The sequence below is a fragment of the Desulfitobacterium sp. THU1 genome (assembly GCF_038181555.1).
Taxonomy (GTDB): domain Bacteria; phylum Bacillota; class Desulfitobacteriia; order Desulfitobacteriales; family Desulfitobacteriaceae; genus Desulfitobacterium.
The window spans coordinates 52366-76522 of record NZ_JBBWUA010000014.1 but is presented as its reverse complement, the minus strand read 5'-3'; the positions used below and the strand labels follow the sequence as shown (position 1 = coordinate 76522).

The 24157-nt window shown below is 45.4% G+C and carries 29 protein-coding genes and 1 tRNA gene; 4 read left to right on the top strand and 26 right to left on the bottom strand.

Features of this window, described 5'->3' with window-relative positions:
- Positions 1–75: 75 nt before the first annotated feature.
- From AAC978_RS11850 to AAC978_RS11820, 7 genes are all read right to left on the bottom strand, one after another.
- Entirely contained in the window at positions 76–300 is a 225-nt protein-coding gene (locus tag AAC978_RS11850; RefSeq protein WP_341548256.1) for a DUF6133 family protein, read from the bottom strand.
- A 51-nt stretch (positions 301–351) separates the two neighbouring features.
- Positions 352–909 (bottom strand): YodL domain-containing protein, encoded by a 558-nt coding sequence (locus tag AAC978_RS11845; RefSeq protein WP_341548255.1) that lies wholly within the window; start codon positions 907–909, stop codon positions 352–354.
- Positions 910–950: 41 nt separating this feature from the next.
- Positions 951–1490, bottom strand: a complete 540-nt coding sequence (locus AAC978_RS11840; RefSeq protein ID WP_341548254.1) for a hypothetical protein — start codon at positions 1488–1490, stop codon at positions 951–953.
- 68 nt (positions 1491–1558) lie between these two features.
- Complete coding sequence (locus tag AAC978_RS11835) at positions 1559–2389, bottom strand: DNA adenine methylase (protein WP_341548253.1); 831 nt, start codon at positions 2387–2389, stop codon at positions 1559–1561.
- 8 nt (positions 2390–2397) lie between these two features.
- Positions 2398–2730 carry a hypothetical protein gene (locus AAC978_RS11830; RefSeq protein WP_341548252.1) on the bottom strand — a complete coding sequence of 111 codons (333 nt, stop codon included), beginning with the start codon at positions 2728–2730 and terminating at the stop codon, positions 2398–2400.
- 127 nt (positions 2731–2857) lie between these two features.
- Positions 2858–3157, bottom strand: coding sequence for a hypothetical protein (locus tag AAC978_RS11825; protein WP_341548257.1), 300 nt, complete (start codon positions 3155–3157; stop codon positions 2858–2860).
- Between the two features lie 98 nt (positions 3158–3255).
- Complete coding sequence (locus AAC978_RS11820; RefSeq protein ID WP_341548251.1) at positions 3256–3546, bottom strand: hypothetical protein; 291 nt, start codon at positions 3544–3546, stop codon at positions 3256–3258.
- Between the two features lie 47 nt (positions 3547–3593).
- Here AAC978_RS11820 and AAC978_RS11815 point away from each other — a divergent pair, with 47 nt between their 5' ends.
- Positions 3594–3833 carry a hypothetical protein gene (locus tag AAC978_RS11815; protein WP_341548250.1) on the top strand — a complete coding sequence of 80 codons (240 nt, stop codon included), beginning with the start codon at positions 3594–3596 and terminating at the stop codon, positions 3831–3833.
- Between the two features lie 665 nt (positions 3834–4498).
- Here AAC978_RS11815 and AAC978_RS11810 read toward each other — a convergent pair.
- The 9 genes from AAC978_RS11810 to AAC978_RS11770 form a co-directional block, all read right to left on the bottom strand.
- Positions 4499–4574, bottom strand: a tRNA-Arg gene (locus AAC978_RS11810).
- Between the two features lie 80 nt (positions 4575–4654).
- Positions 4655–5329 carry a dTMP kinase gene (locus tag AAC978_RS11805; protein ID WP_341548249.1) on the bottom strand — a complete coding sequence of 225 codons (675 nt, stop codon included), beginning with the start codon at positions 5327–5329 and terminating at the stop codon, positions 4655–4657.
- A 165-nt stretch (positions 5330–5494) separates the two neighbouring features.
- Positions 5495–7132, bottom strand: a complete 1638-nt coding sequence (locus AAC978_RS11800) for a peptide ABC transporter substrate-binding protein (protein ID WP_341548248.1) — start codon at positions 7130–7132, stop codon at positions 5495–5497.
- 78 nt (positions 7133–7210) lie between these two features.
- Positions 7211–8191 carry an ABC transporter ATP-binding protein gene (locus AAC978_RS11795; protein WP_341548247.1) on the bottom strand — a complete coding sequence of 327 codons (981 nt, stop codon included), beginning with the start codon at positions 8189–8191 and terminating at the stop codon, positions 7211–7213.
- Entirely contained in the window at positions 8184–9191 is a 1008-nt protein-coding gene (locus AAC978_RS11790) for an ABC transporter ATP-binding protein (RefSeq protein ID WP_341548246.1), read from the bottom strand. The genes AAC978_RS11795 and AAC978_RS11790 overlap by 8 nt, the downstream gene beginning before the upstream one ends.
- Positions 9192–9206: 15 nt before the next feature.
- Positions 9207–10250, bottom strand: a complete 1044-nt coding sequence (locus tag AAC978_RS11785) for an ABC transporter permease (protein ID WP_341548245.1) — start codon at positions 10248–10250, stop codon at positions 9207–9209.
- Between the two features lie 12 nt (positions 10251–10262).
- Positions 10263–11180 (bottom strand): ABC transporter permease, encoded by a 918-nt coding sequence (locus tag AAC978_RS11780; RefSeq protein WP_341548244.1) that lies wholly within the window; start codon positions 11178–11180, stop codon positions 10263–10265.
- A gap of 466 nt (positions 11181–11646) precedes the next feature.
- Positions 11647–12441 (bottom strand): sporulation transcription factor Spo0A, encoded by a 795-nt coding sequence (gene spo0A, locus AAC978_RS11775; protein WP_341548243.1) that lies wholly within the window; start codon positions 12439–12441, stop codon positions 11647–11649.
- 314 nt (positions 12442–12755) lie between these two features.
- Positions 12756–13259, bottom strand: a complete 504-nt coding sequence (locus tag AAC978_RS11770; RefSeq protein WP_341548242.1) for a GNAT family N-acetyltransferase — start codon at positions 13257–13259, stop codon at positions 12756–12758.
- Between the two features lie 129 nt (positions 13260–13388).
- Between AAC978_RS11770 and AAC978_RS11765 the strand changes: the two genes are divergently transcribed.
- A complete protein-coding gene (locus AAC978_RS11765) occupies positions 13389–13574 on the top strand; it encodes a ferredoxin (RefSeq protein WP_341548241.1) in 186 nt (61 codons plus the stop codon).
- A gap of 97 nt (positions 13575–13671) precedes the next feature.
- Here the strand turns inward: AAC978_RS11765 and AAC978_RS11760 are convergent, their stop codons facing one another.
- The 6 genes from AAC978_RS11760 to AAC978_RS11735 form a co-directional block, all read right to left on the bottom strand.
- Positions 13672–14556: a DUF1858 domain-containing protein gene (locus tag AAC978_RS11760; RefSeq protein ID WP_341548240.1), complete on the bottom strand. Its 885-nt coding sequence runs from the start codon at positions 14554–14556 to the stop codon at positions 13672–13674.
- A 20-nt stretch (positions 14557–14576) separates the two neighbouring features.
- Positions 14577–14723: a hypothetical protein gene (locus AAC978_RS11755; protein ID WP_341548239.1), complete on the bottom strand. Its 147-nt coding sequence runs from the start codon at positions 14721–14723 to the stop codon at positions 14577–14579.
- Between the two features lie 179 nt (positions 14724–14902).
- The gene (locus AAC978_RS11750) at positions 14903–15364 is read right to left on the bottom strand and encodes a hypothetical protein (protein WP_341548238.1); all 462 of its coding nucleotides are present in this window, start codon (positions 15362–15364) and stop codon (positions 14903–14905) included.
- Between the two features lie 228 nt (positions 15365–15592).
- Positions 15593–15943: a recombinase gene (locus tag AAC978_RS11745; RefSeq protein WP_341548237.1), complete on the bottom strand. Its 351-nt coding sequence runs from the start codon at positions 15941–15943 to the stop codon at positions 15593–15595.
- A 130-nt stretch (positions 15944–16073) separates the two neighbouring features.
- Positions 16074–16601: a CDP-diacylglycerol--serine O-phosphatidyltransferase gene (gene pssA / locus AAC978_RS11740; RefSeq protein WP_341548236.1), complete on the bottom strand. Its 528-nt coding sequence runs from the start codon at positions 16599–16601 to the stop codon at positions 16074–16076.
- A 173-nt stretch (positions 16602–16774) separates the two neighbouring features.
- The gene (locus AAC978_RS11735) at positions 16775–19546 is read right to left on the bottom strand and encodes a helicase C-terminal domain-containing protein (protein WP_341548235.1); all 2772 of its coding nucleotides are present in this window, start codon (positions 19544–19546) and stop codon (positions 16775–16777) included.
- A gap of 135 nt (positions 19547–19681) precedes the next feature.
- On the opposite strand from AAC978_RS11735, the gene AAC978_RS11730 reads away from it, so the two are divergent.
- Positions 19682–20374: a hypothetical protein gene (locus AAC978_RS11730; protein ID WP_341548234.1), complete on the top strand. Its 693-nt coding sequence runs from the start codon at positions 19682–19684 to the stop codon at positions 20372–20374.
- Between the two features lie 106 nt (positions 20375–20480).
- On the opposite strand, the gene AAC978_RS11725 is transcribed toward AAC978_RS11730, so the two are convergent.
- Positions 20481–21110, bottom strand: a complete 630-nt coding sequence (locus tag AAC978_RS11725) for a hypothetical protein (protein WP_341548233.1) — start codon at positions 21108–21110, stop codon at positions 20481–20483.
- Positions 21111–21280: 170 nt separating this feature from the next.
- A complete protein-coding gene (locus tag AAC978_RS11720) occupies positions 21281–21544 on the bottom strand; it encodes an antibiotic biosynthesis monooxygenase (RefSeq protein WP_341548232.1) in 264 nt (87 codons plus the stop codon).
- A gap of 334 nt (positions 21545–21878) precedes the next feature.
- Between AAC978_RS11720 and AAC978_RS11715 the strand changes: the two genes are divergently transcribed.
- Positions 21879–22193 carry a hypothetical protein gene (locus tag AAC978_RS11715; RefSeq protein ID WP_341548231.1) on the top strand — a complete coding sequence of 105 codons (315 nt, stop codon included), beginning with the start codon at positions 21879–21881 and terminating at the stop codon, positions 22191–22193.
- A gap of 74 nt (positions 22194–22267) precedes the next feature.
- Here AAC978_RS11715 and AAC978_RS11710 read toward each other — a convergent pair whose 3' ends face one another.
- Both AAC978_RS11710 and AAC978_RS11705 read right to left on the bottom strand, forming a co-directional pair.
- Entirely contained in the window at positions 22268–22567 is a 300-nt protein-coding gene (locus AAC978_RS11710) for an EscU/YscU/HrcU family type III secretion system export apparatus switch protein (RefSeq protein WP_341548230.1), read from the bottom strand.
- Positions 22564–24138 (bottom strand): hypothetical protein, encoded by a 1575-nt coding sequence (locus AAC978_RS11705; protein ID WP_341548229.1) that lies wholly within the window; start codon positions 24136–24138, stop codon positions 22564–22566. The genes AAC978_RS11710 and AAC978_RS11705 overlap by 4 nt, the downstream gene beginning before the upstream one ends.
- Positions 24139–24157: the final 19 nt, after the last annotated feature.

Here is a 24157-nt window from a genome sequence, read left to right as displayed (position 1 = left end):
GGGGGAGGAAACCTTTTTGAGAAAAGTTTTCCTCCCCCTCAAACTCCTCCTCCTCCCAAACAGAGAGAGAAGACTTTAAGCGTAGCACTTCCTATCGTGTTTATACCATGAAGAAAACAGCACCGTTTCCCCGAACAGGGCGTACAGCCCCGCAAGGAGCAGAGCGCCCAAAACCACGGCAATCAGGATTTTGATCGCGGTGTCAATGTAGCCTTCTCCGGCATTGCTTGCGAGGATAGAGCGGTTTTTGACAGCAGCCGCGCCGAGCTGGTTCTTCAGCTTGCAAAATAAATTTTTCATTTTGGCCTCCTTCATAAAATGAGGGCATGAGAAAAGACAGCCGATGGCTGCCTACATACGCATGCCCATGGTTTGGGTTTGCTCCGGTTCCCCGAAGCTGATTTTCTGAAATCCAAAACGGTCGCAGTAGTGGAACTCGCTGCCCTCTGCATCATAAAGCTCCACCACATCGGACATGGACAGGGAGTGCCCGTCATAGCCGGGCGGGTGATTTACGTTGCACCTTGTGTAGATGGCTTCGAGGTCGTTGGTGTCCAGTTGGCCGTCATAGGCGACGCGGTAATGCTCAGGGGATGGCTCTCCGAACTGCCGCACCGTTTCCTCATAGGAAATAAACTTCATATACACGTCCGTATCCGGCTTCAGCTGCCAGATGCGTACATTTTTGAGCGGTGCGGCGGACTCGTCCATGCCGCCCATCCGTTCCCCCGCGGCAAGGCGCTCCATCACGCCGTCCGTCCACTGCGGGGTCAGGCTGCGGCTTTTGAGCCATGCGGTCAGCACGTCGTTTCGGAAGATGCTGTCCACCACCGCCTTTTCTTTTTCTGTATATCCGGCCGGGTTTCCATAGTAGGAAATGAGGCCGTTTTTCAGGATGATTCCCGGCATATGATCACCTCCCGGATCGTGTATTGGGAATGCAAGACAGCTTAATTGCCGTAGATGACGCTGTCCTGCATAATCAGTTCATCCAGCTCCGCAAGGCACACGCCGCTTTGCGCCAGCACGGCGAGAATACCGGGCGGCACATCGGTAATATCCTGCTGGATATCGGCCTCTGTCACCGTGATTTCGCCGCTGTCCTCATCCGTATAGGCTTCCAGCTTGGCGTCGGCGGGGATGCCCGCTTCCTCCAGAAGATAGCCGGGGATGCTGACAGTCTGGCTTTCATCCAGCAGATCATGGCAGAGAGAACACCCGGCAACCCATCCGGCAGGGCAGCCATCCTCACAGCCCTCACCGCAGTTGTCGCACAGTCCGCAGGCGGAGGCGAGGACGACGGTCAAATCCGAGGCGAGGGCGCTGAGACTCTGGATGGCATTCGCCACCTCCAAGGCCGTCATTTTGTCTTTCAGAAACACAAGGGCGTTCTGTCCGGCATGAAGCTCCAGCGTGTCCTTTTCGGTGAAGCCGGAGCGTTCGCAGGCATCGGCCGGAAGGCCGATTTGGGGCATTTGATTCTTTTTCATAAAAGGGTTCCTCCTATAAAAGATTGGTTTTGAGATTTACGCAAGGCTGTGACAAAAATCGGTTTTATCTATTCCATGAAGCCTCCTTCTCCGAACAGATTCAGCTGTGACGGAACGTTTTTCTCACGCTCATGCAGATCGTAGTTGGCAATGAGGATTTCAGGAAACTGCGCCCCATTGTCGTAACGCTGCTTGATGTTGTTAATGCGGGTAAAGGCTTCCGTCTGGATGCCCGGTGCGTCATAGAGGCTGCGGATAAATTCACAGTCGTTGTAGGACAGCAGGAATTTGCCGTCGATCCGCAGCAGGGCATCCCGCAGACGGATATGGTCTTTTTCCGTAAAGCCGTCCTCGCCCACGTTTTTGTAATAGCTTTCGGTTTCAAAATACGGCGGGTCGCAGTAGAAAAAGCTGACGGAGCGGTCATACTGCCCGATGAGCTTCTCGAAATCCTTGTTTTCGATGACCACCTTTGCAAGCCGCCGGTGGGCCTGCTCAATGAGGGGGAAGTTACTGCGGATGTCGTGGGGCTGGCTGCCATAGCTGGTCAGCCCGGACGCGTAGCTGTAGCGGATGAGCTGGTAAAACCACGCCGCCCTTTGCACATCCGATGCGGGAGAATCACGGGCGAGGGCGTTTTTCACAAGCTCAAAATCCGCGCGGGAGTTGAGGCAGTAGGCAAGCGCCGCCATCAGCTCCTGTGGTTTTTCCCGCACACAGCGGTAGAGGTTGACCAGCAGGCCATTGAAGTCGTTGTAGACTTCAAAATCGTTGCCGGGCAGCTTGTGAAACAGCACCCAGCCGCCTCCGCCGAACACCTCAATGTACCGCTCATAATAGAGGGGAAACAGGGTGACGATCAGCTCCCGCAAAGATTTCTTGCCGCCGATCCAGGACATGAAGCTGTTCAGGAGTCATCACCCCCTTCCAGCGGCAGCCGTATCTGCGTATCGTCAAAGGCTGCAAGGGAGTGCCGGAGGCCGGTGATGGCAGCGCTGATCCCGCTGATGCGGTTTCTCATATGCCGGATGGTCAGGCGCACCTCCGCTTCGGTTTTTGCGTAAAAATACCCGTTCTGGTCGCTGGCAATGGGAACACCCTCCCGGCGCAGGGCATTGACCTGATCCCGTAGCTCCTTGCCCGAAACGCCGAAGCTGTGTTCCAGCTCCCGGCTGATGACGGCGTTTTCCGTGCCATGGTGATACCGGCGCAGATACTCTGCAAGCTGTTCTTTCTGCATGGGTTCTCCTTTCCGGTCGTTTCCCCGGAAAGGCAAAAAAGGACGCAAAAAACAGGGACGCCTCCTGTTGGGGAAACGGCCCTGTTTTAATGTGGGGTCAAAAAAAGCACAGGCATCTCTGCCTGTGCTACTGGATTACGCCAAGCTCTCTTAACACTGCCACGCAGTCCTTGGCGCCCTGAATGTACAGATGCTTTTGAAACGTTACCTCCATATCTGAATTTTCGGTCAGGTAATTGTCGATCCTGTCCTTTGTGTGTTGCGTAATTTCAGCGCTGTTCTGAATGCTTGTGCTGAGTTCGAGCAGTTCCTGTGCCAGTTCTTCCGACCGGGGGTCTGATTCCCGCATGGCGGAATATGCAAGCTGAAACCGCTCTGCCAGAGCCATATCCAGTAAATCCAAGAGCTTTTCATCCAACTGTCTCACCTCCTTCAGCACAACACAATGCCACAGCTTCGGCGGAAAAGCTATACCAAAACCCAACAAAGATTTGCTATTTCATTTCCATGCCATTCACGGGACAGTTACACAAAAACCGCTCCGTCACACCACTTTTTCATGGCGTTGTACAGCAGCAATACCTTGGTTTGATCGGATACCTCCCGCCACATGGCCGGTTTGAACTGCCGGAGCCCGTATTGGCGTTCTCCCTCAAAATATGCAAGGATGCCGATGTGGTCGGGGATCTCCCCGGCGATTCTGGCGGCGAGGGCTGTCGGCATGCAATAGTAATTTTCATTCCCATGAAAGTTATGGCCGTTTTTGCTTTTGAAATCCTGATAGGTGATTTTGGCCTCGAAACAGGTAACCATCATTCCGATACGCCAGTTATGGCACCGCAGGACGCAGCCATGACATTTCTGTGCATTCTTATCTGTACTGCCGTCCCGAAAGCACCTTCTGGGTTCGTGCCGATGCGCTGTCAGGCACGGTTCCTTTTCAGAAAAATGCCCCGCGTCCAGAAGTCTGCAGAGATATTCCTCATCCTCGTAATAATCCTCAAACCGAATGCTGTCCACAATCCCTGACGGCGTCCATACCTCATCCGCCCACCGAATGGTTCGTTTTTCGGTATGCAGCCTTGGACGGTAGTGGTGGGTAAGTGCCTTAATGCGTTTTGTTAATTCGGTTTCCATGTTTCATCTTGCACCTTCCTTTCTGCGTTTTGCAATTTTTTGCATATCCGTTCTGAGGCAATCTCCCTCAGAGCTGTAGCAGATGAAACCGTGGGACGGGTATGGGCAGCCGCCGCAGCTTTGGAACGGACCGCGAGGTCGTTCGTCCGGTGGTGTCCTGCCGAGAGTAGTTAGATTGTCCGAGTCGTAACAGGCAGCTTGCTTATTTCTCTTATATCGTACCAGCATGGCTACTCCTTTCCAGAAAACAAAAAAAGCCGGAGAATAAAGTGCATTCCTGCACTCCGATTCTCCGGCTTTCCGATGCTTTCAATTTAAATGTGATTTTGGTGTATATTAATAAAGGGCGCTAACTTTATCGGCTTTCATTCAGCCTTAAAAATCAGCGCCCTTTTTATTTTCAGCTTGTTTATTTGATTGCATTTTGAGTGGCGCCCTTTTTCATTTCACTCTGTTCTCAAAAGGGCGCCATTCCTATTCGTTTTTACTTGTAGGTTTGAGTCCCGTCAGAGTGAAGCTTTTACCCCAATAAATCTACGAAAAAAGGACTTCCACTTTTCATTGTGGAAGTCCTCGAAAGGCGCGGATTTACTGGCTTTGTAAGCAATAAATCTTTTTTACCTTTTGTTTTTGGTGCGCCCGGCAGGATTTGAACCTGCGACCTGCGGCCTCGGAAACCGTCACTCTATCCCCTGAGCTACGAGCGCGCGAAATTAACCGCTTATTTACTTTACTAAATGAGTCACTCTTTGTCAAGTCATGATTTGGAAGTCTGCTTTAAACGTCATTAGGGAACCAACAGCTCCTGAACAACCTGATAGATTTCCTCATGAATTTCCTCAATAGATTTTAGCTTACCTTCAGATAAGCAGTCAATATTTACCCAATGTTCGTGGATTCGTATTTTCTGAGCATTCTCATAGGATTCCTTAAGATATGCCACATTTTTTTCGTGAATATCTTGGCTGGAAACAACTGATTTATCCTCCCGATTCGCAATAAAATGAATACTGTAGTCAGGGGGCATATTAAGATAAATCACTAGATCCGGTGCAGGCAAGCCCATCAGACGATATTCAAGATCTTTCAGCCACTCAATATAGCTTTCCCAGCCATCGGAATCTTGGATTTTAACTGCTTGATGAATCATGTTGGAGGTGGTATAGCGATCAGCAAGAATGATTCCTCCTTGCCTGTAAAAATCCCCCCAGAGGGTTTTATAGGAGGCATAACGATCCACAGCATAGAAGGTAGATGCCGCATAGGGGTTGACCGCATTGGGGTCACTCCCAAATTCTCCTCCTAGGTACATTTTTACAAGGGCTGACGAGGGGCTTGCATAATTAGGAAACTCTACCTTCATCGCTTGCAGGCCTTCCTGAGTGAAGCGATCCCAAAGTTTTCTCGTTTGGGTAGCTTTTCCGCTCCCATCTCCGCCTTCGATAATGATGAGCTTTCCCATATCTTAATCCATCCTCCATTTTTACCAGATTTAATTCAAGGTTACGAACAATTTGGTTAGACAATCCTCACTGCCCACAAGATTCCGTTTTGTCTTCAGCTAGTAGCAAGAGCCGCCGATAGTCGGCGGCCCATGCCCTTAGTCATGTGATTAGAGTCGGAGTTTTTATTCCACGATGTCAGCGTACTGGAAGTACCAGTAGCCGTAAGGAGAGTGCCAGGAGCCTGTGATTTTGGGGCTCTGTAGATAGAACTGGTTGTAATAAGCGACAGGTACGATAGCAGCATCAGCCATTAACAGATCTTCCGCCTGATGCAGATATCCGGAACGTGTCTTCGGATCGACTTCTGCAGCAGCTTTATCCATCAAAGCATCATACTGAGGGTTTTTATACTTAGCATTGTTGTTGCCATTGGTGCTGTACATCAGATCCAACATATTGGAAGCATCATTGTAATCAAACAGCCAACCATCGCGGCTAGTTTGATAATCACCTGCACGGCGTTGCGGAGTGAAGCTGGCCCACTCTACTACTTCAACATTCACAGTAAGTCCTAATTCTTTCCATGCTTGTTGAATGTATTGGGCAACTACTTTGTGATAACCAGCATCGTTGAGGGAGTACGTAATAGCTGGGAAGCCTTTACCTTCAGGATAACCGGCCTCAGCCAGAAGCGCCTTAGCTTTGGCAAGGTTGCCTTCGTGATCGTCAACATTAATATATGGCTTACCGCCGTTGGCATTGTTCATGAAGCTGCTGCCATCCCAGTCAGCTACGCCTGTGCCGATGAAATTAGAGGCAGCGGTATAAGTACCTTGCATCAGAGTTCCAGCCACGTATTTGCGGTCGATAGCCAAGCTCAGAGCCATACGGACACGGGGATCTGAGAATTGCTTCAAGGTATTGTTTAAGTCAAGATAATAGGTGCCAAGCAGTGGGTCGATATAGAATTCGCTGTTGCCCTGCAAAGAGGGAATCTCTGCAGTCGGCACATCCTTAATCATCATAGCTTCGCCAGTTTTATAAGCGGCGTAAGCAGCATTTGAATCCTCGATGAGGAGTAGCTTGATGGAATCCAGTTTAATCGAAGCCGCATCGCGGTAATGTGGGTTTTTAGTAAACAGAATATATGAGCTGGGTACCCATTCACTGATATAGAAGGGTCCGTTGCCGATATAGCTCTCGGGTTTTGTCGCCCAAGCATCTCCATTAGCTTCAATAGTAGCCTGTTGTACAGGGCTCAAAGCTGCGAAAGCAGCTAGGCTATCGAAATAAGCGGTAGGATTGGACAGTTCAACAACGAAAGTCTTGTCATCAGGTGCAGAAACGGCTAGGGCATCAGGATTGCCGGCAGCAGCTTCATTAAACCCTTTCACCATACCAAGCATGGTTTGACCGTAGGGCGCAGCTGTAGCAGGATCTGCCACCCGTTTCCAACTGTACACAAAGTCCTTGGCTGTCAGTGGTGATCCGTCAGACCACTTCAGTCCTTCACGTAGATGGAAGGTCCAAGTCAGACCATCTGCACTGGTCTCCCACTTCTCAGCGGCACCAGGAATGATCTTGTTGTCTTTGTCCACATTGAGCAGACAATCAAAGGCAAATAGGAGCATGTTGCCACCGTCCACGGCACTGTTCAAAGCAGGGTCGAGGGTCTCGGGATTGGGACCAATCTGGGCTACAAGTTGTTTGGGTTTCTTGTTCGCGTCAGTTGACGCAGGAGTGGATGTTTTACCGCAAGCGGTAATCGTAAGGGATAGGATCATGGTGATGACCAACAGTAGGGTAGTCTTTTTTTTCATACATTCTTTTCCTCCTTTTACTTCTAGTTATTTATCATTCACCGCGATAATTGCACGGCAAATAATTATAGGAATGGATCATTGAACCCGATCCAAATGATGACAGGCGGCAAAGTGACCGGCAGAGACCTCTTTCCACACGGGTTCCTCTACGGCACACTGTTCGTCCGCATAAAAACACCGGGTACGAAAACGGCAGCCGGATGGAGGATTCACGGGGCTAGGGACATCGCCCTCAAGCACTATGCGTTTCGTGCTGCGTGAAACTTTGGGGTCAGCTATAGGGATGGCTGATATCAAACTGCGGGTATAAGGATGAACACTGTGAAAGGTTAGTTCATAGTTGTCAGCCAGCTCCACCAGCTTACCCAGATACATAACGCCGATGCGATTGGATATATGCTTCACTACGCTCAAATTATGGGAAATAAACAGATATGTCAGTCCCATACGCTGCTGAAGTTCTTCAAACATATTGACTACCTGAGCCTGAATCGATACATCCAGTGCAGAAATAGGCTCGTCACAAACGATAAACTCAGGGCTTACAGCTAGAGCACGGGCGATGCCCACCCTTTGGCGCTGCCCGCCGGAGAATTCATGGGGATAGCGGTTGGCATGCTCTGTATTCAGACCCACTAAGCTTAAAAGCTCTACAATACGTTCCCGGCGTTCCTGGGCATTAGCTGCCAAATGATGAATATCAATGGCCTCACCCACTATGTCCCCCACAGTCATGCGAGGATTAAGACTTGCATAAGGATCCTGAAACACAATCTGCATCTTCCGACGATAGGGCAGCATGTTAACATGTGTGATGTCTTTTCCATCGTAGAAGATTTTACCCCCAGTAGGTTCATGAAGTCGCAGCAAAGTTCGTCCGGTCGTCGTCTTCCCACATCCTGACTCACCCACAAGACCCAAGGTCTCACCTTTATTAATATGGAAGGATACATCATCCACCGCTTTGACAACTTTTTTCTCGAAAAATTGTTCGCTCTTAACCGGAAAATATTGTTTTAAATGCTGTATTTCCAGTAATTTATTATTTTCAATCATGCTGAACCTCCGACTGTCCTTCAAATTTCGCTTTGTCCAGCAGCCAACATGCACTGTAATGCTCCTCACTAAGCTTGGTATAGCTCGGCATAGTGCTCAAACAGATTTTCATACATGAACGACAGCGGGGAGCAAAGGGACAACCCGCTGGAGGATTGAGCATGTCCACTGGTAAACCTTCAATCGGCACCAATTGCTTGTGTTCCCGATCATTAATATTTGGTACGCTCAGTAGCAAGCCTTTGGTATATTCGTGGGATGGTTGATAGAAGATTTCATCTGCGGTCCCGGACTCGATCACCTTGCCGGCATACATAACGGCAATGCGGTCGCACATCCCGGCCACAACACCCAAGTCGTGGGTAATCAAAATAATGGACATCCCCATCTTTTCCCGCAGATTCATCATCAGTTCTATGATCTGAGCCTGAATCGTTACATCCAAAGCAGTCGTCGGCTCGTCGGCTATCAGTAGCTTAGGCTCGCAGGCCAAAGCAATAGCAATCATCACCCGCTGGCGCATACCACCGGACAACTCATGAGGATATTGTTTTAAGCGTTTTTCCGGTTCGTTAATGCCTACTAACTGTAAAAGTTCCCGGGCACGCTCGTTGGCCTCTTTCCTGCTTTTGTTGGTATGCATAAGAATAACCTCGCGGATCTGGTTGCCGACAGTAAAGACCGGATTGAGGCTAGTCATGGGATCCTGAAAGATAATCGAAACTTCGTTACCTCTGATTTCACGCAACTCTCGTTCCGACATCTTATTGATATGATGTCCGTTAAAATAGATATCCCCACCGATGAGTCGGCCAGGATGAGCCGTCAGTCCCATGAGACTATAAGAGGTAACTGATTTTCCGGAACCGCTCTCCCCCACTATACCCAACACTTCGCCTTCACGGACATGCAAGGACACATCATTGAGTGCCTTTACCTCACCTGCCGGGGTAAAGAAGGAGAGCCTCTCGTTGCGGATTTCAACCAAGTACTCGTTCATTATGTTTCTCCTTCCTCAACTCTTCATCTTGGGGTCGAATGCATCCCGCAGACCATCACCTAATAGGTTAAAACTGAGAATAATGAGGCTGATTAGCAAAGCCGGCGCCATCAACAGATAAGGATAACTGTTCAGACCGTTAAGGGCATCACTGGCCAGCGAACCTAAAGAAGGCAATGGAACAGCAACTCCTAAACCAAGGAAGCTCAAAAAACTCTCCGTGAAAATCGAAGAAGGAATTTGCAAAGTCGTGGTAACAATCAACGTACCGATAGTGTTGGTCAGCAGATGCTTACGGATAATACGCCCAGTACCGGCACCTAAAGCTCTGGCTGCCGTCACATATTCATTCTGTTTAAGGGCCAAGACCTGGCTGCGAACAATCCGGGCCATACCCACCCAATACAACAGGGCAAATACCAAGAAAATACTAATTAAATTAGGACCCACCGTTTGAATCCACCCAAAGCCGGGCTTGGCAGCCAAGATGGCCAAAGGATCCCTGATCGCAAAGGAAATCAGCACGATCAAAAGAATATCAGGCACAGTATAGATGATATCGACAATACGCATCATGACGAGATCTACCCAGCCGCCAAAGTATCCCGACACGGCGCCGTAAGTTGAGCCAATAAGAAGTATGATAGCGGAAGCAATTAAACCAACCATTAAGGAGATGCGGCTGCCCACCATCACGCGGACAGCATAATCGCGGCCCAGATTATCTGTTCCCAGAATATGCGGAAACACCTTTTCTCCGGCATCAATACGAAGCTGTTCCTGGGTGGAGTAGGTCATGGGTTTGAGGTACTCGGAACCTTTGATCTGCAGTTCATATTGATAGGGATAGAAGTTTGGCACGATAAAAGAAAAGAACATAACGATCAGAATAACCGTAAGACTTATCATTGCCACCTTGTTTTTCCTGAGTCGCCGCATGGCATCCTTCCAAAAGCTGACTCCAGGACGCATTTGAGTGAGACTTTGCTTTTCTGCATCAGTTGCAGGCAGAAAATCTTCAACCTTTAATTGCAAGCTAAGCGGATTTTTTTCTGTCATTTTCTGCCCTCCTTATTTAAGTTGAATACGGGGATCAATAAATTTATAAAGGATATCGATCAAGGCATTTATGGTGATAACCAGCGTTGCCAGGAATATTGTGGTACCCATAATAACTGTATAATCACGATTGACGATGGAGCTGACGAACTGACCACCTAAACCGGGAATGACGAAAATCTTCTCCACGATGAAACTCCCGGTCAGGGTGAAGGCCAGCATAGGGCCCACATAAGTGATTACAGGCAGGATCGCATTGCGCAGTGCGTGCTTGAACAGACTGGCCATCTGAGAAAGACCCTTGGCACGGGCCGTTCGCATATAGTCCTGACCAATCACATCGAGCATCGACGAGCGCATTAGTCGAGTAATATAGGCTGTAGGATAGAAAGAAAGTGCAAAGACAGGAAGAACATAATGAGCAGGTGTCGTGAGACCCATGGTCGGCAATACCCCTAGGTAGACGCCGAACACATACATGCCCACCGTACAGATAACAAAGCTGGGAAAGGCTATGCCGCAGGTAGCGATGACGATGATCACATCATCGAGCCATTTACCGCGGTTGAGTGCAGCTATACTCCCCAGAGGAATCCCCAGCGATAATGCCAGAAGTACTGCGATACCACCCAGTTTGGCTGAAACCGGAAATTTGCTGATTATGATATCGCTAACCGTACGGCCACGCTGTTTTAAACTCAAGCCAAAGTCGCCCTGAGCAGCACTTAGCATGTAGTTTTTGTATTGCACAATCAATGGTTTATCCAGCCCAAATTTCTCATGTAGGGCAGCCTGTGCTTGTGCACTAATGGACTTTTCTGCAACAAATGGACCACCGGGCACCATGTTCATAAGAAAAAAAGTTATGGTCGCAACCACGAAAATTGTCATTACTGCTAGAAAAATTCGTTTAATAATGTACTTTAGCATATGTCAATAACCCCTCACTCTTATTAAAAACCTGTCCCCGTCATTAAAGCAAATTTAGACGCAAAAAATGCGTCCTAATTCTCATATGAAAGTCCATATGAAAGCCATTATATAAACAGAGATGCGAATCAATTTTATCAATCAGAACCAACTTTGTCAATTTACTATTTCACGAAGGTTCTGACTATTATTGGTAAAACTAATAAGATCAGGATAAACATCTAAGGAAGAGAGACTCATCCGACAAAATTCGTGTTTTAATATTGAATACAGGGTTTATGAACTAAAATGTAGAATAGGGGCGATTACTCGCCCCTCACAGAACAGTGCTTGCGGTTCATCGCGCACTAATCCAACAGTCTGCTATTGTCGTTCGGAAATTCTTATGTACATTTATCTAAATAAACGTAGCTGTTCTGATATTCGAACATCCGGCAAACGAGGTGTAGCCCTTAATAGCTGTACTTTAGCTAACCTTACTCATTACTCTTAATTTATCGGCTAATAAAGCAACAAATTCAGAATTCGTGGGCTTTTGCCGTTCGATATTCATGGAATAGCCAAAGATACGTTTTAAGGTTTCCGTGTGACCCCGCTCCCAAGCTAATTCGATGGCATGACGTATGCCCCGTTCTACTCGACTGGGAGCCGTATCATATTTTTTGGCAATAGCCGGATAAAGTTCTTTAGTCACGGCACCCAATAAGGAGACATCTTCCACAACCATAAGTATCGCATCTCTTATGTACTGATAGCCCTTTACATGAGCAGGTATCCCGATTTGATGCATCATATTGGTAACTTCAGCTCCTAAATTGACACCGCTACCAGCATTGGTCACAGAACTTATAGAGGAAGTCATAGGAGCAGAAGAAGGAGCACAGTTCTGGGTTAAGCTGCGGATTCTTTTTGCTAGTATTTCCAAATCAAAAGGTTTCAGAATGAAGTAATCCACTCCTAAAACCATGGCTTGATGGGTAAGGGATTCTTGACCAAATGCCGTAAGCATAATCACCTTAGGACGTGAAGCTGCAGTTCGTCCATTGATTCTCTCTAAAACACCCAAACCGTCCAAGCTAGGCATAACCAAGTCGATTATGATAAGATCTGGTTCTTGAGATTGAACGAGATCCCATGCTTCGACTCCATTGTACGCCACACCTACCACCTCGAGGTCATCCTGGCCCTGAATATAATCTTGTAGCATTTGGCACAGGTGCCGATTGTCATCAGCAACAACAATTTTAACTTTCTTTCCCATTTCTCTTATCATCCCGCCTTGTGATATTTTCCGGACTTTTATCTCTCTATACTGTCAATTCTCTCTTGTCTTCTTGCCGGTAAACCTATTATACTTCAGGCGAGATGTCGAAATCGTAAAAAATAAGTAAACGCCAGAATAATCTTATTTTTTAGAAAGCCCGCAACTAGGGGGATAAATGGATATATATGGATATTAAAGTATCGTTAAATAATTACATATTTCTCCAGTTTGGTTAATTAATGGTTTATCTCCGCGAATCCGGCAGAAAATCCACTTAAAAAATAGTGCTCATTTTCAGAAATAACCATAGCTTAAGCAAGAATTCTCTGCATGGTGATGACATCCAAATATTGTCCGAACTTTTTCCCGACTTCTCGATACCTACCCACTTCGTAAAAACCATGCTTTACAGCTAAGTTGAGACTTTTCTCATTGCTCGCTGTAATCAAACCCAATAAGGTATGGTATCCTAATTTTCCCGCCTCTTCGCAAAGCGCTTTTAAGAGGGCATCTCCCATGGACTTACCCAACCATTCAGGTGCTATGTAAATAGAAAACTCGCCACTTTCTTTATAAGCCGGTTTGGTACGAAATGGCGATAGACTCCCCCATCCTGTGACCCCACTCTGGTTTTCCACCACGAATAGTGGGTAATAAGGATCCAAATGCGATGCAAACCAGGGTTCACTTCTCTCCAGGGTACGTTCTTCGAGGTCAAAAGTTGCAACTGTGTTCAGCACTGCCCAATTGTATATTTCATTGATTCGCCCCAAATCCTCATGGGTAGCTTTGCGAAGGCTAAATTTGACGTCCACAATACTCCTCCTATTTCTACTTTATCTTAATTTGTTGACACGACCACTTTGTCCCATTCAAGAAATGCATAACAACTCCAAAATAAGGGAACATTGAGTTAGGAGTTTAGCAAAGGAGGTCTTATTAACATGACTGCATCTGTTGATGAAACTTGCATCGGCTGTGGCGCTTGCGCATCTGTTTGCCCCGAGGTTTTCCGAATGAATGATGAGGGACTTGCCGAAGCCTATGTCAACCCAGTTCCCAGCGAACTTGAAGAGTCCGCTCAAGAAGCAGCGGATGGATGCCCAACCGATTCCATTCATCTTGACTAATACAACACCTATATTAACATAGGGGGCGTATCACTTGATACGCCCCCTAAATATTTTTTTAATCTAATTCCTTAATTTATTTTCTAAATTTTTGAAATCAAGCATTAACTACTCTCTTAGCAGTCTCTTGCAATTCCTCTAAGCCCAGACGATCGATCATTCTACCTAATCTCTCTTGAGGCTTAGCATGCTCTTTAAAGTATTCAACCACTGCATCCATAACCGGTATCAGGTCATCTGCTTGAAGATTTTCCACTAACAAATCTCCGCGACGTGGCTTCACCCCGCCATTACCGCCTACATAGACATGGTAACCTTTACTGGTACCCATGATACCCAAGTCCACGTTCATGGAGTCCGTGCATTTATTGGGGCAACCTGCAATACCAATTTTAAATTTAGCAGGTAAAGACATACCATGGTAACGTTTGTCGATTTCCATGCCAACACCCAAGGTCTCTTGTAAGCCTCGTTTGCAGAAGGTCATTCCCGGACATACCTTGACACTACGCACACACATTCCTACAGCATGTCCAGGGTCCATACCCAAATCATCCCAGGCATTAGCGATGTCCGCCGGATCAAGTCCCACTATCGCAATCCGCTGTGCGGAAGTCACTTTAATAGCTGCAGCGTTGTATTTCTCCGCTACATCGGCAATTTTACGTAATATCTCGGGTGTAGCAACTCCTGCTGGAATATGTGGCGCTATGGCATACGTCTTTTTATCCATCTGCAATATAGCACCCTTAGGCTGAGCCTTGGCTTTTGCCTCTTCAGACATTTCACCTTGCTCCACAGAGTTGACAGCTGCCAGCAGCTCCTCGGGATCTAGTTTATGCATCTGCGCAGCATTGAGCAAAGTCTCATTCACTGAGAAAGGACATCCCAAACAGTGCAAACCAAGTTCTTGCATTGCTTCAACTGTTTTGGGGTTCGCTGCCATAATATCCTTAAGCTTCATTTCTAATGTAAATTTCATCTCAAACACCTCGATATCCTTTAACCATGAATTAACGCCGGGAGACAATGAACACAGACGTGCTTTTCCTCCCCTTGGTGTACATATGTTATTACGGGAGTAAGCTCGCTGGTTGTTCCACAATGATCGCAATCCAATTCAATATTTTCCTTCTTCATATCAGCCATTTATTTGTCCTCCTTAACGATTATGCATTAACTCTACCAAAAAACTAGAGACCATGTTGTGACCTAGAGCACTTCTTGGTGTGCTTTTAGGAACACTTGAGGTCTTATCTCTCAGTCTAAACCTTTGCTCAAAAAAATATACTTTGATAAAGCAAAAACGCGCCTTGAGCGCGTTTGATTCATTGAACTCTAGCTAATGATTGAGCGTTGACTTTCTGAATCTGAATGATTTTCCACCCTTCTGCTGTGGATCGGGTCTCCATAAGGTAAGTTTCAAGGATTTTATCCTTCACAGGAGAAGACCATTCTACACTCACCATAACGATATTGGGATCTAAGGAGTTGGCAAATTCCAACTTCTTGAGGCTGATTAAGGGATTATTTGTGACTTGTTTCTTCCAAAGCTCAACTTCCTGTTGACCGAACGGATTTAAGTCCTTAGCTAAGACTAGTTGTTCTGCAAGTTCAAGCTGCCTTGTGTCAAGATAGCCCCAGAACCGCTGAACCGCTACCCGTGGGGAATCTGCATACTGTGGTTCTGTTAGGGCGACCATTACAGCTTGTGGTGATTTCCAAGAAACAATTCCTATCAAACACATCAAAGTAATTGCCATGACCATGACATAACGGCTACGAGCCATTTCCTCACTCCTCGCTTGTCTTTTACTCTATATTTATAGACAAGCGAGTGAATTCATGTCATGTTTTAAGTATTTTTTTATGTGATACAAGTTAGCAAATCTTAATTGAATACTTTACGGAGAAAGCTGAGTACGAACTCAGGCAGACGCACATAATAAACCTTCATTCAGATCACCTCTTTCCTAGTTTACTAACATTAGCTTATGCACATAATCACGTGATGGGACTTAAATAATCTGGTAATTTTTCACTGCTTCTTCCAGTTGGGCAACTAATTGCTTTTCTTCCTCGCTGCTTGCCGTAAAGTATAAACGTCCAATAATAGAGCTGATGATCCTGAGGACGTCTTCAACCACAAGTTTATCTTTCATGGCTAATTGAGCGCTGGTTTCCACTAGAGCAATCCCAAATTGATGACCTACCCCGTCTTTCATTGTTTTCGTACATGTTTTCCCAAGAAGTTTCATTACTAAAGAGGCCTCTTGAGCATCTAACTGACGAATGGCATCGATAACCGTAGTTAATCCTTGAACCATTCTTAAGCCTACATTTGTCCAATTTACTTGTTGATTATCCATGTTTTCCCCTCCATGCAACTGTTTCCGTGCCATACTATATGCGAAGCTCCGGCAATGGGTGAAAAACAGAAAAGGGTGCAGAGAAAATTTAATCTCCACACCCGGTCTCTACGATCTACTAATTCGTAGTTTATTTTCCCAGTTTCGGCACTTTGAAGGACGACACCATCAGAAAAGCCAGTAGCGCCATGGCAATAGGGTAAATGATCCACGGCAGACTTTGATAAAAAAGCACAAGTAAGGCCATGATCCCCCCGGCAAAGGTGATAGGCACTCCTAAAAAATGAGTAGTTATATTCAAGACATTAAACCTCGCCAAACGTACCGCTCCACACAAAGCAAAAACTGCAGCCAAAAGCACACCCCAAAATCCCATATGCCCCTCCAACAATACCTTATAGGTTAAAATCGCCGGAGCAACACCAAATGAAACCACATCACATAAAGAATCGAGTTCTTTGCCAAACTCCGTACTAACTGATAATCTACGGGCAACTTTACCGTCCATACTGTCCATAAGCACTGACAATATGATAAGTCCGGCTGCCACCTGATAATCTCCATCCATCGTCCAAATAATTGCTAAAAACCCAAAAAACAAATTTCCTAAGGTAAATAGGCTCGGAATCATATCCACCTTAATAGGCTTAGTATTCACGATTCTTCACTCTCCCAACATATTCTTACCCAAACTAATCTGCAACATAAGTATCTCCATCTGGTGGGAGAACTGTAGTTTTTCATGTATATCCCTCGAATGTCTACAAAAGCTTGGCTCCCAGCATATGCTATAGTTTAACATCTTTCCTCATTTTATTAAAGCAGTTCCTTTTAGCGTATTTCGTCAAGCCAGCTATCAATATGGTCAAAAATTTGCGTTTCGCTGCATCGGATATGGGTTTTGACAGGTAAGGAATTCAAGAATATCCTGCCATAACGTTTCTCAATAACCCTATTGTCACAGAGAATCACAAGTCCCCGATCTGATTTGGAGCGTATCAAACGACCAAATCCCTGCTTAAAGCGAAGTACAGCTTCGGGTAGAAGAAATTCATAAAAGGCATTTTTTCCGTGAGCCTCCATAAATTCGGAGCGAGCCGCTATCAAGGGGCGATTAGGTGGTCCAAAGGGAAGCTTGATAAGAATGACACAGGATAGCTTATCTCCAGGAATATCGATACCCTCCCAAAAGCTATTCGCTCCCAATAAAACGCTCTTGGGATTGTTGAGAAAGGCATCAAGAAGTGCGTGGCGTCCCCCATCAATCCCTTGAGCCAATAATTCAATTCCTGAATCGCCTAAATACCGACTTAAAGGTAGGTGGATCTCACGCAAAAAGTGATGAGAGGTAAAAAGCACCAAGGTCCTACCTTGCATACGCTCTGTCACTTCAGAAATAAAATGAGCGATCTTCTCTGAGTCAAACAGATTACTATGATTCGTATCAATGAGATCTTTAACTACGATGAACTGCATCTGCCGTTCGTAGTCAAAGGGAGAATCCACGATCAAAGTAGAGGTATCCTTAGCTAAGCCATTTTCTTGTAAAAAATGTTCAAAGGAGTTAGCAATACTTAAGGTTGCTGAGGTCAATATTGCACTATTGAGGGGGCTGAAAAGCTTCTCTTTAAGCAGGATACTCACATCAACTGGTGAGGTTTTCAAAAACAAACGATTATTACGTTCCAACCAACTTACACGAGTAGTATGATCGACCTGCATGGCAAGGTTGAAGCAGTCCCGAACCTCTTCAAGGTTACGGATCCGCCCCGAAATTTCATAAGCAAGCGATGCGGCATCTTCATCATCCAAGGGCTCTAGTAGATTATACATTGCCCTTAACAGATCGACGATTGCCTTGAGGCGTCCTTGTAAATTCTCAATTTGCACAGAGATTGTCGGCCACCAGTTTTCACTTTGACTGTGCGCCGTTAATCGGTAAGAGAGTTCATTGCCTAAAATTTGTTCGAAGCTGGCGAAGACTTCCTCAGTCTGCTGAAAGAGTTCATCACAGGCTTCAGGCAATCTTTCTAAGTGCCCTCGAAAACGATTCCAAAGTGATTCGGATAAAATGCGTTCCCATAATTGAGCACGTGCCTTCACATTTCCGTAAAAGCTGCCTGCCATTGAGCGACTCAGAAGATTCAGGACTTTGGAAATCTGCTCTAGGCTCATCTCATTTCCTAATTGCTCTAAGGCCGACTGGTGAAGATGATGTGCTTCATCAATTACCAGTTCATGAAATTCCGGTAATATGTTGTTCTCCGTTTTTATATCCGAAAAAAGCAAAGAATGATTGACAATAATGAGGTCAGCTTCTTCAGCACGTTTGCGTGCGTAAAGCATATAACAACGGTTAGCCTGAGGGCATTTACCCGGAACGCAGCTTTCCTCTTCCGCGTTCAAATTTCCCCATAGTCTTACCAGACTGGGTATTTGGGAAACCTCTTGCCAGTCTCCAGTGCTCGTCTCCCTGAGCCACATCATGACACTGAGCAGAGCTAGTCTTTCTCCATAGTCAAACTCTGTAAAGTGGCTCTGTAGGGTGAGCCACCGTTTTAAACAAAGATAATTCCCTTTTCCCTTTAATAAAACTCCATGAAAAGAGAACGGCAAGATTTGCGCAAGGATGGGCAGATCCTTTTTATAAAGTTGCTCCTGTAAGGGGATGGTATGGGTCGCTACCACAACCTTCTTATTTGTCTTACGAGCCCACCAAAGACTTGGGATTAGATAAGCATAGGATTTACCGGTACCGGTACCTGCCTCTGCAACACAATGGGTAGAGGTAGCTAAAGCCTTAGCAACCGCTTTAGCCATCTGCAGCTGCCCTGGGCGACTTTCGTAACCCTGCAAATTTTGCTCCAGGATTCCCCCCGGAGTAAAACACTGATTGATCCAGTCAATATCCTCAGGAACCGAGACTTCCTCCTCCTGTGGTTCAAAAAGCCCTAAATCCTGATCGTATAGGACTAAATCCGTTCGGATTAATCGATCTGGGAACTCTTTCCTAATGGTCTTTTCTAATTCTTTGAGAAAGCCACTAGCTTTAGAACCTACCGCTAAAGGGAGTGCTCTTTGATAGAAACCTGAATCTAAGGTCATCCCTTTTTCCCAGCATTTCTTTAAGAGGTTCCAAGTAGCTTGCGCATCAGACATGGCCCGATGTGCTTTTTCTAGGGGTTCTAAGTCAAGCTTTTTCACGAGATCAGCCAATCGATAGCTATTCAAATTGGGAAAAAAGACTCGAGCAAGCTCTAGGGTATCCCAGATTGGGTTTTCAAAATGAATATTTAACACACGCTCAACAAAACCTAAATCGAAATTGACATTATGACCTACAATAATAGCATCCTGAAAATATTTCAGTATTATATCATGATAAAACTCTAAGGGTTGGGCTTGTTTTAGTTCATCTAAGCTTATCCCTGTTAGTCGCAAAATACGTTCAGGAACTGGCTCTTTCGGAGAAACTAAAACACTAAATATCTCGGGATCCTTCCCCTCGACTATACTAAAGGCGGCAAATTCAATAATCTCATCTCTATATATATCTAATCCAGTGGTTTCGATATCCATAACCACTATCTTCTTAGCAATCATAATAAGCCCCTTTCTGAAGTCATTTTACACATAATTTCGAAGGTAATCAATGTAAGATGCTAAAAGAAGGGATTGGCTAAGAAAGAGCGAATTAATGCAGTTGATTCTACATAATGCTTCTGGGAGGAACAAACCTTGAATAAGCTCCGTAAGATTTCTTTTTGGATGTGTATCATTCTTTTACTTTTTTTACTTAGTGGTTGCGCTGAGAGACCCTTTTTAGCCAAAGGGGGGATTTATTCTATAGTAACGATGTCTTCTGAGGGAGAAGTAGAAAAAACACCTATCCAACTCAATTGGAATACAAATTTTGCCGTGATGCAACAGCTTCTCTTGGAAGCTTCCTTTGTCTTGGGAGACCTGCATACTTTACCTAGTTCTGAAACTACCGTTATTACGGCTGAAAGCGTTCCCAAACATAACCCCGTTAACCCCAAAGATATTTCATCGCTTCCTAAGGTGGAAGACTCTCTTCCCCTAGCTAATAAACTTGACACGAAAAATGATCTTTTGGGGATAGACATGGAAGGCATAGAAGAAATCCCTGCTATCTCCTCTATGATAGATGAGCTTCCGATTCGTCCTACAGAAACAGTTTTATTAGAAGCCACTTTCCCTGAAGCTAAATCCTTCGAACTTCTTATCGATGACGAACTCACGACTTTAGATATTACCAATGTTCAAATAGAAGTCACCGGCCTTCATCCTGGTCGGGTTATTTTGAACCAAACTATGTTCCTCCAGGGCATCCCCAACCCAAATCTTGAATCTGCCTTTAAACAATTTCTTGTTATGCTAGCAAAGACCGAGCAGGCAACTGTACGCTAAGCTGATAAAACTAAACACTATAAAAACAAACAAGAAGCCGTTAAAACCTGCTTCTTGTTTGTTTTTATAGTGATATAAAGAATTCTGCTTTATACTTTGCTAACCTCTAATGATAATGCGTCTGTTTCATTGGGCTGGGGTAATGGCTACAAAATCCAAAAAAGCCAAACACATACATCGCTAATTTTTCTGGTCGTAAATGTTGCCAATTATCAATGTTTATTTCTTCCCCAAAACTATTTCTCAAGATTCGATTACTTTGAATCCAGCCACTGCGCCCATCATCATTTAGCTTAATTTCCCAAATCGTATTTTCACCTTGGACTTGAACCGATGCGATATGAAGACAGCACCGAGCATGGTATATTTCGATCAGCTTCACAAGTAAATTTGTTACGGGATCAATGGTAACCCCATCGCTAGGATTGATCTGAGCCTCTTCCATAATCTTGCTTGCTAATTCATCGACAGCTTTTTCTCGATCATAGCGCTGCTCCAAAGGATTATTTAAGTTTTTAACCCGAACGGAACCCTGGCTCAAGTCAAAATAGAGGGGGGCATGCCCTTCGAGATCAAGAATTAGAAAATTACCATCTACTTGAATATGTCCCTGTACCCGTGAAAGAAGTTGATGTGCGATTTGGTACGAGAGGATATGAGCTGAAACTTCCCGTTCATCACGCCGTGCACAGCTTTGACATTCCTTGACCGGATTAACTTCTAAGGCTAACCTCAACCTTGACACCCCCATTTATTTTTTAGATTAAACTCATCTATAGTATACACAATTCTATAGTAATAATCATCATAATATTTGAAATTTTTAAATAATTCATCACCAAGAAAAAGGAGCCTAGATCATCTCCTTTTCTTACATCGCTATCTACCTTTTGGCATCCTAATCACTTAGAATTTTTCGTCAATCACATCAAACATTTGTGGTGTAGCTTGTTTAAAGGCTTTGTTTTCACCTATGGTCGATGCCCAATTTTCGTAAGCATTTACATTGTCCCATTTCGTCATAACCATAATCTCATTCGTATTCGTTTGCTCATTAATACTAGCGTACTTAAACCCTCCGATTTGATCTAGGTCATCTAATCCGTTTCGAATATCAGATAATAACCGATCACGATCGGGCGATTCAAAGGTATGAACGATTGTAAGCATAATGGTACCTCCTCAGAAAATTTTTAATCGATTTTTATTCTGTCCTAATCTTTCCTCTTCCATTCAATCTTCAATGGGGCAAGCTTCCTGAAGAGTTGTTCATGTCAAATTTTGCACCAGTGCCAAATTTGATCTAATATTTATGCCCTTCTCCTGTTAGTTCACGATTCACTTTTACACTCTCTCAACATAAACTATTGTATAAGTCTTACCTTCGGTTTTTCCTTTCCTATAAATGAAGAATGAATATTCCTACAAGTCGTCGTTTTTTAACATCTAAAGTGCTATAATTATAGTGTTCCAACCTAAATGTGTGTGCTAAAGGAGGATCCAGATGAAGTTCGTTTATTTAAAAACAGACTTCCCGAGCGGCAGATCCCATATCCTTATGAAAAACACCGAGTCTCCAAGCCAAGAATTGAATCATTTCGTTCTTGTACTTACCAATAAAGGGACGCTTTGGGTAGATGTTTTCTGGCCTTACGATGATGAATCCGAGCGATATACCCGTCGCATTTCTGAACAACAGTTCTGGCAAACATTCCGCGAGTGGCGTCTCGCCGGTTTTCAATTAGGGGACAATGAGCAGGTGGCTACAGTCTTAGCTAGGCGTCAATTGAATCTTAAAAAAAACACAGTTGATGCTTAGATCTACTTTCAAGCAATTCATCGCATATATAAAGGCGTTCAAACAGTTGGTAATGTTTGAACGCCTTTATATACTTATACTTCACCTATGGGAGCATTGCTATTAACCTTCTGGGCTGCTGATTTCATGGCCAGCTTGTCAAGACGGTAGATAAAAGCTAAGAGCTCAGCTACAACTTGATAGAGCTGAGGTGGTATCTCTTCCCCATACTCCACTTTCATAAGGGTCTCAATTAAAATCTCATCTTTTTGAATGGGTATTCCATATTCAATGGCTTGCTCAATAATTTTGCGAGCTACTTCCCCGGAGCCTTTCGCTACGACTTTTGGGGCTCCAACATGGTCATAAGCCAGGGCAGCGGCTTTTTCTTTCATACCTGATAGTTCACCCCTTCACGCAATTCTCCTTTTAGAAAGCGATGGAATTCTTCCGCAGTCTTGAGCTGCCCTACACCGATGGGGTGAAGGGTAATTCCCATTTGGTGAAAAATGGTACGGGTCGGCTCGTAATTTTCCTCAATTAAAGTCTGTAGCTTTTCGTGTTTTTCGCTTAAAAGCTTAAGTGTCAATTGGCCTTCATACAGCCATCCTTCTAGCCCAAGCTCACCTAAGGTAGGGGTTTCGGCATGAAGGGCTAAACGGCAATGATCGAGGTCTATTTTTTTGCCCTTCCGCGAAGCTTTAAAGGCTAGAGTCTGAGTATATAGCTCCCCCTCTGATTGCAGAGGTATTTCCATAAGATAAAAAGGTGCGTCAGGGTTACCTGCTTGCAAGAGGATTTGCTGACCTGTTAAGCGCTCCAGAAGACTGGAAAAGAGGGATTTCTCATTTCCGGTAGACTCACTACTATTTAACAATGAAAGTATGATACCCTTAAGGCTCTTTTTTAGCTCTATTTGTAAATTCTGGACATCCCCGTCTTTCATGGTCTCAATATTTTTAAGTCTCCGTTCATAATCTAAGCCCAAACCCTTAAATAGCATAAAAAGCTGCAGAAAGCCATCTGTGCCAAGATTCGACCACTGGGGAACATTATTATTTATAAAAGAGGCTATCATTTCTTTTCCAGAAAGATTGAATAGCTCGTCATTAGAAGCCTCTTGAATGCCTGCATTGCTTGGCAGACCCTTCCCATCGATAACCGCCGGTGTACCCTTTACATCTATAGGCACCGGTGCACTCTTACCGTCAATGGGCACAGATGTGCTCTTACTGTCTGTCGTTACTGGTGCACCTTTACCGTCTGTCACCACCGGGGCGCCCTTGCCATCCGTGACCACCGGTGCACCCTTGCCATCCGTCACCACCGGGGCGCTCTTGCCATCGGTCACCACTGGAGCACCCTTGCCATCCGTCACCACTGGTGTGCCCTTGCCATCCGTCACTACTGGTGCACCCTTGCCATCCGTCACCACTGGTGCACCCTTGCCATCCGTCACCACTGGTGTGCCCTTGCCATCCGTCACCACTGGTGTGCCCTTGCCATCCGTCACCACTGGTGTGCCCTCGCCATCGGTCACTACCGGGGCGCCCTTGCCATCCGTAACTACTGTTGTGCCCTTGCTGTCTGCTGGCACTTGAGCGCCTTTACTATCGGTTAGAACTGCACTTAATAAATTGGATAAAGATTTTCCCTTTGGTGAAGCAAACTCAAGATACAACCGCTCCAGTCTTTGGGAATCTATGGGCATATCTTTACTAGGGTAATTACTATTATCGCGAACAAGTACAATTCCGTTTTCATCAATTTTTTGGATTGAAGCCCAGAACTTCCCTCCAGGTTCGACGGATATCTCCAGCAGGGCAGGGATCACTTGTCCTGCAAGACGGATTTGAGCCTTCCCACTAGGATCCTTCTGAATAACTTCCACAAGGAATCTCTGCCCCGGTTGAAGTCCGGTATTTTTTATGGGTAAATTAATTGACCCCAAGCCCTGTAGCTCCAAATTATCCCACTCCCATATG

What these genes read in the sequence shown, in the direction of transcription:
- AAC978_RS11850 (WP_341548256.1), bottom strand. Translation starts at nt 300, where the DNA reads ATGAAAAATTTATTTTGCAAGCTGAAGAACCAGCTCGGCGCGGCTGCT.
- AAC978_RS11845 (WP_341548255.1), bottom strand. Translation starts at nt 909, where the DNA reads ATGCCGGGAATCATCCTGAAAAACGGCCTCATTTCCTACTATGGAAAC.
- AAC978_RS11840 (WP_341548254.1), bottom strand. Translation starts at nt 1,490, where the DNA reads ATGAAAAAGAATCAAATGCCCCAAATCGGCCTTCCGGCCGATGCCTGC.
- AAC978_RS11835 (WP_341548253.1), bottom strand. Translation starts at nt 2,389, where the DNA reads ATGTCCTGGATCGGCGGCAAGAAATCTTTGCGGGAGCTGATCGTCACC.
- AAC978_RS11830 (WP_341548252.1), bottom strand. Translation starts at nt 2,730, where the DNA reads ATGCAGAAAGAACAGCTTGCAGAGTATCTGCGCCGGTATCACCATGGC.
- AAC978_RS11820 (WP_341548251.1), bottom strand. Translation starts at nt 3,546, where the DNA reads ATGATGGTTACCTGTTTCGAGGCCAAAATCACCTATCAGGATTTCAAA.
- AAC978_RS11805 (WP_341548249.1), bottom strand. Translation starts at nt 5,329, where the DNA reads ATGGGAAAGCTCATCATTATCGAAGGCGGAGATGGGAGCGGAAAAGCT.
- AAC978_RS11800 (WP_341548248.1), bottom strand. Translation starts at nt 7,132, where the DNA reads ATGAAAAAAAAGACTACCCTACTGTTGGTCATCACCATGATCCTATCC.
- AAC978_RS11795 (WP_341548247.1), bottom strand. Translation starts at nt 8,191, where the DNA reads ATGATTGAAAATAATAAATTACTGGAAATACAGCATTTAAAACAATAT.
- AAC978_RS11790 (WP_341548246.1), bottom strand. Translation starts at nt 9,191, where the DNA reads ATGAACGAGTACTTGGTTGAAATCCGCAACGAGAGGCTCTCCTTCTTT.
- AAC978_RS11785 (WP_341548245.1), bottom strand. Translation starts at nt 10,250, where the DNA reads ATGACAGAAAAAAATCCGCTTAGCTTGCAATTAAAGGTTGAAGATTTT.
- AAC978_RS11780 (WP_341548244.1), bottom strand. Translation starts at nt 11,180, where the DNA reads ATGCTAAAGTACATTATTAAACGAATTTTTCTAGCAGTAATGACAATT.
- spo0A (WP_341548243.1), bottom strand. Translation starts at nt 12,441, where the DNA reads ATGGGAAAGAAAGTTAAAATTGTTGTTGCTGATGACAATCGGCACCTG.
- AAC978_RS11765 (WP_341548241.1), top strand. Translation starts at nt 13,389, where the DNA reads ATGACTGCATCTGTTGATGAAACTTGCATCGGCTGTGGCGCTTGCGCA.
- AAC978_RS11760 (WP_341548240.1), bottom strand. Translation starts at nt 14,556, where the DNA reads ATGAAATTTACATTAGAAATGAAGCTTAAGGATATTATGGCAGCGAAC.
- AAC978_RS11755 (WP_341548239.1), bottom strand. Translation starts at nt 14,723, where the DNA reads ATGGCTGATATGAAGAAGGAAAATATTGAATTGGATTGCGATCATTGT.
- AAC978_RS11750 (WP_341548238.1), bottom strand. Translation starts at nt 15,364, where the DNA reads ATGGCTCGTAGCCGTTATGTCATGGTCATGGCAATTACTTTGATGTGT.
- AAC978_RS11745 (WP_341548237.1), bottom strand. Translation starts at nt 15,943, where the DNA reads ATGGATAATCAACAAGTAAATTGGACAAATGTAGGCTTAAGAATGGTT.
- AAC978_RS11735 (WP_341548235.1), bottom strand. Translation starts at nt 19,546, where the DNA reads ATGATTGCTAAGAAGATAGTGGTTATGGATATCGAAACCACTGGATTA.
- AAC978_RS11720 (WP_341548232.1), bottom strand. Translation starts at nt 21,544, where the DNA reads ATGCTTACAATCGTTCATACCTTTGAATCGCCCGATCGTGATCGGTTA.
- AAC978_RS11715 (WP_341548231.1), top strand. Translation starts at nt 21,879, where the DNA reads ATGAAGTTCGTTTATTTAAAAACAGACTTCCCGAGCGGCAGATCCCAT.
- AAC978_RS11710 (WP_341548230.1), bottom strand. Translation starts at nt 22,567, where the DNA reads ATGAAAGAAAAAGCCGCTGCCCTGGCTTATGACCATGTTGGAGCCCCA.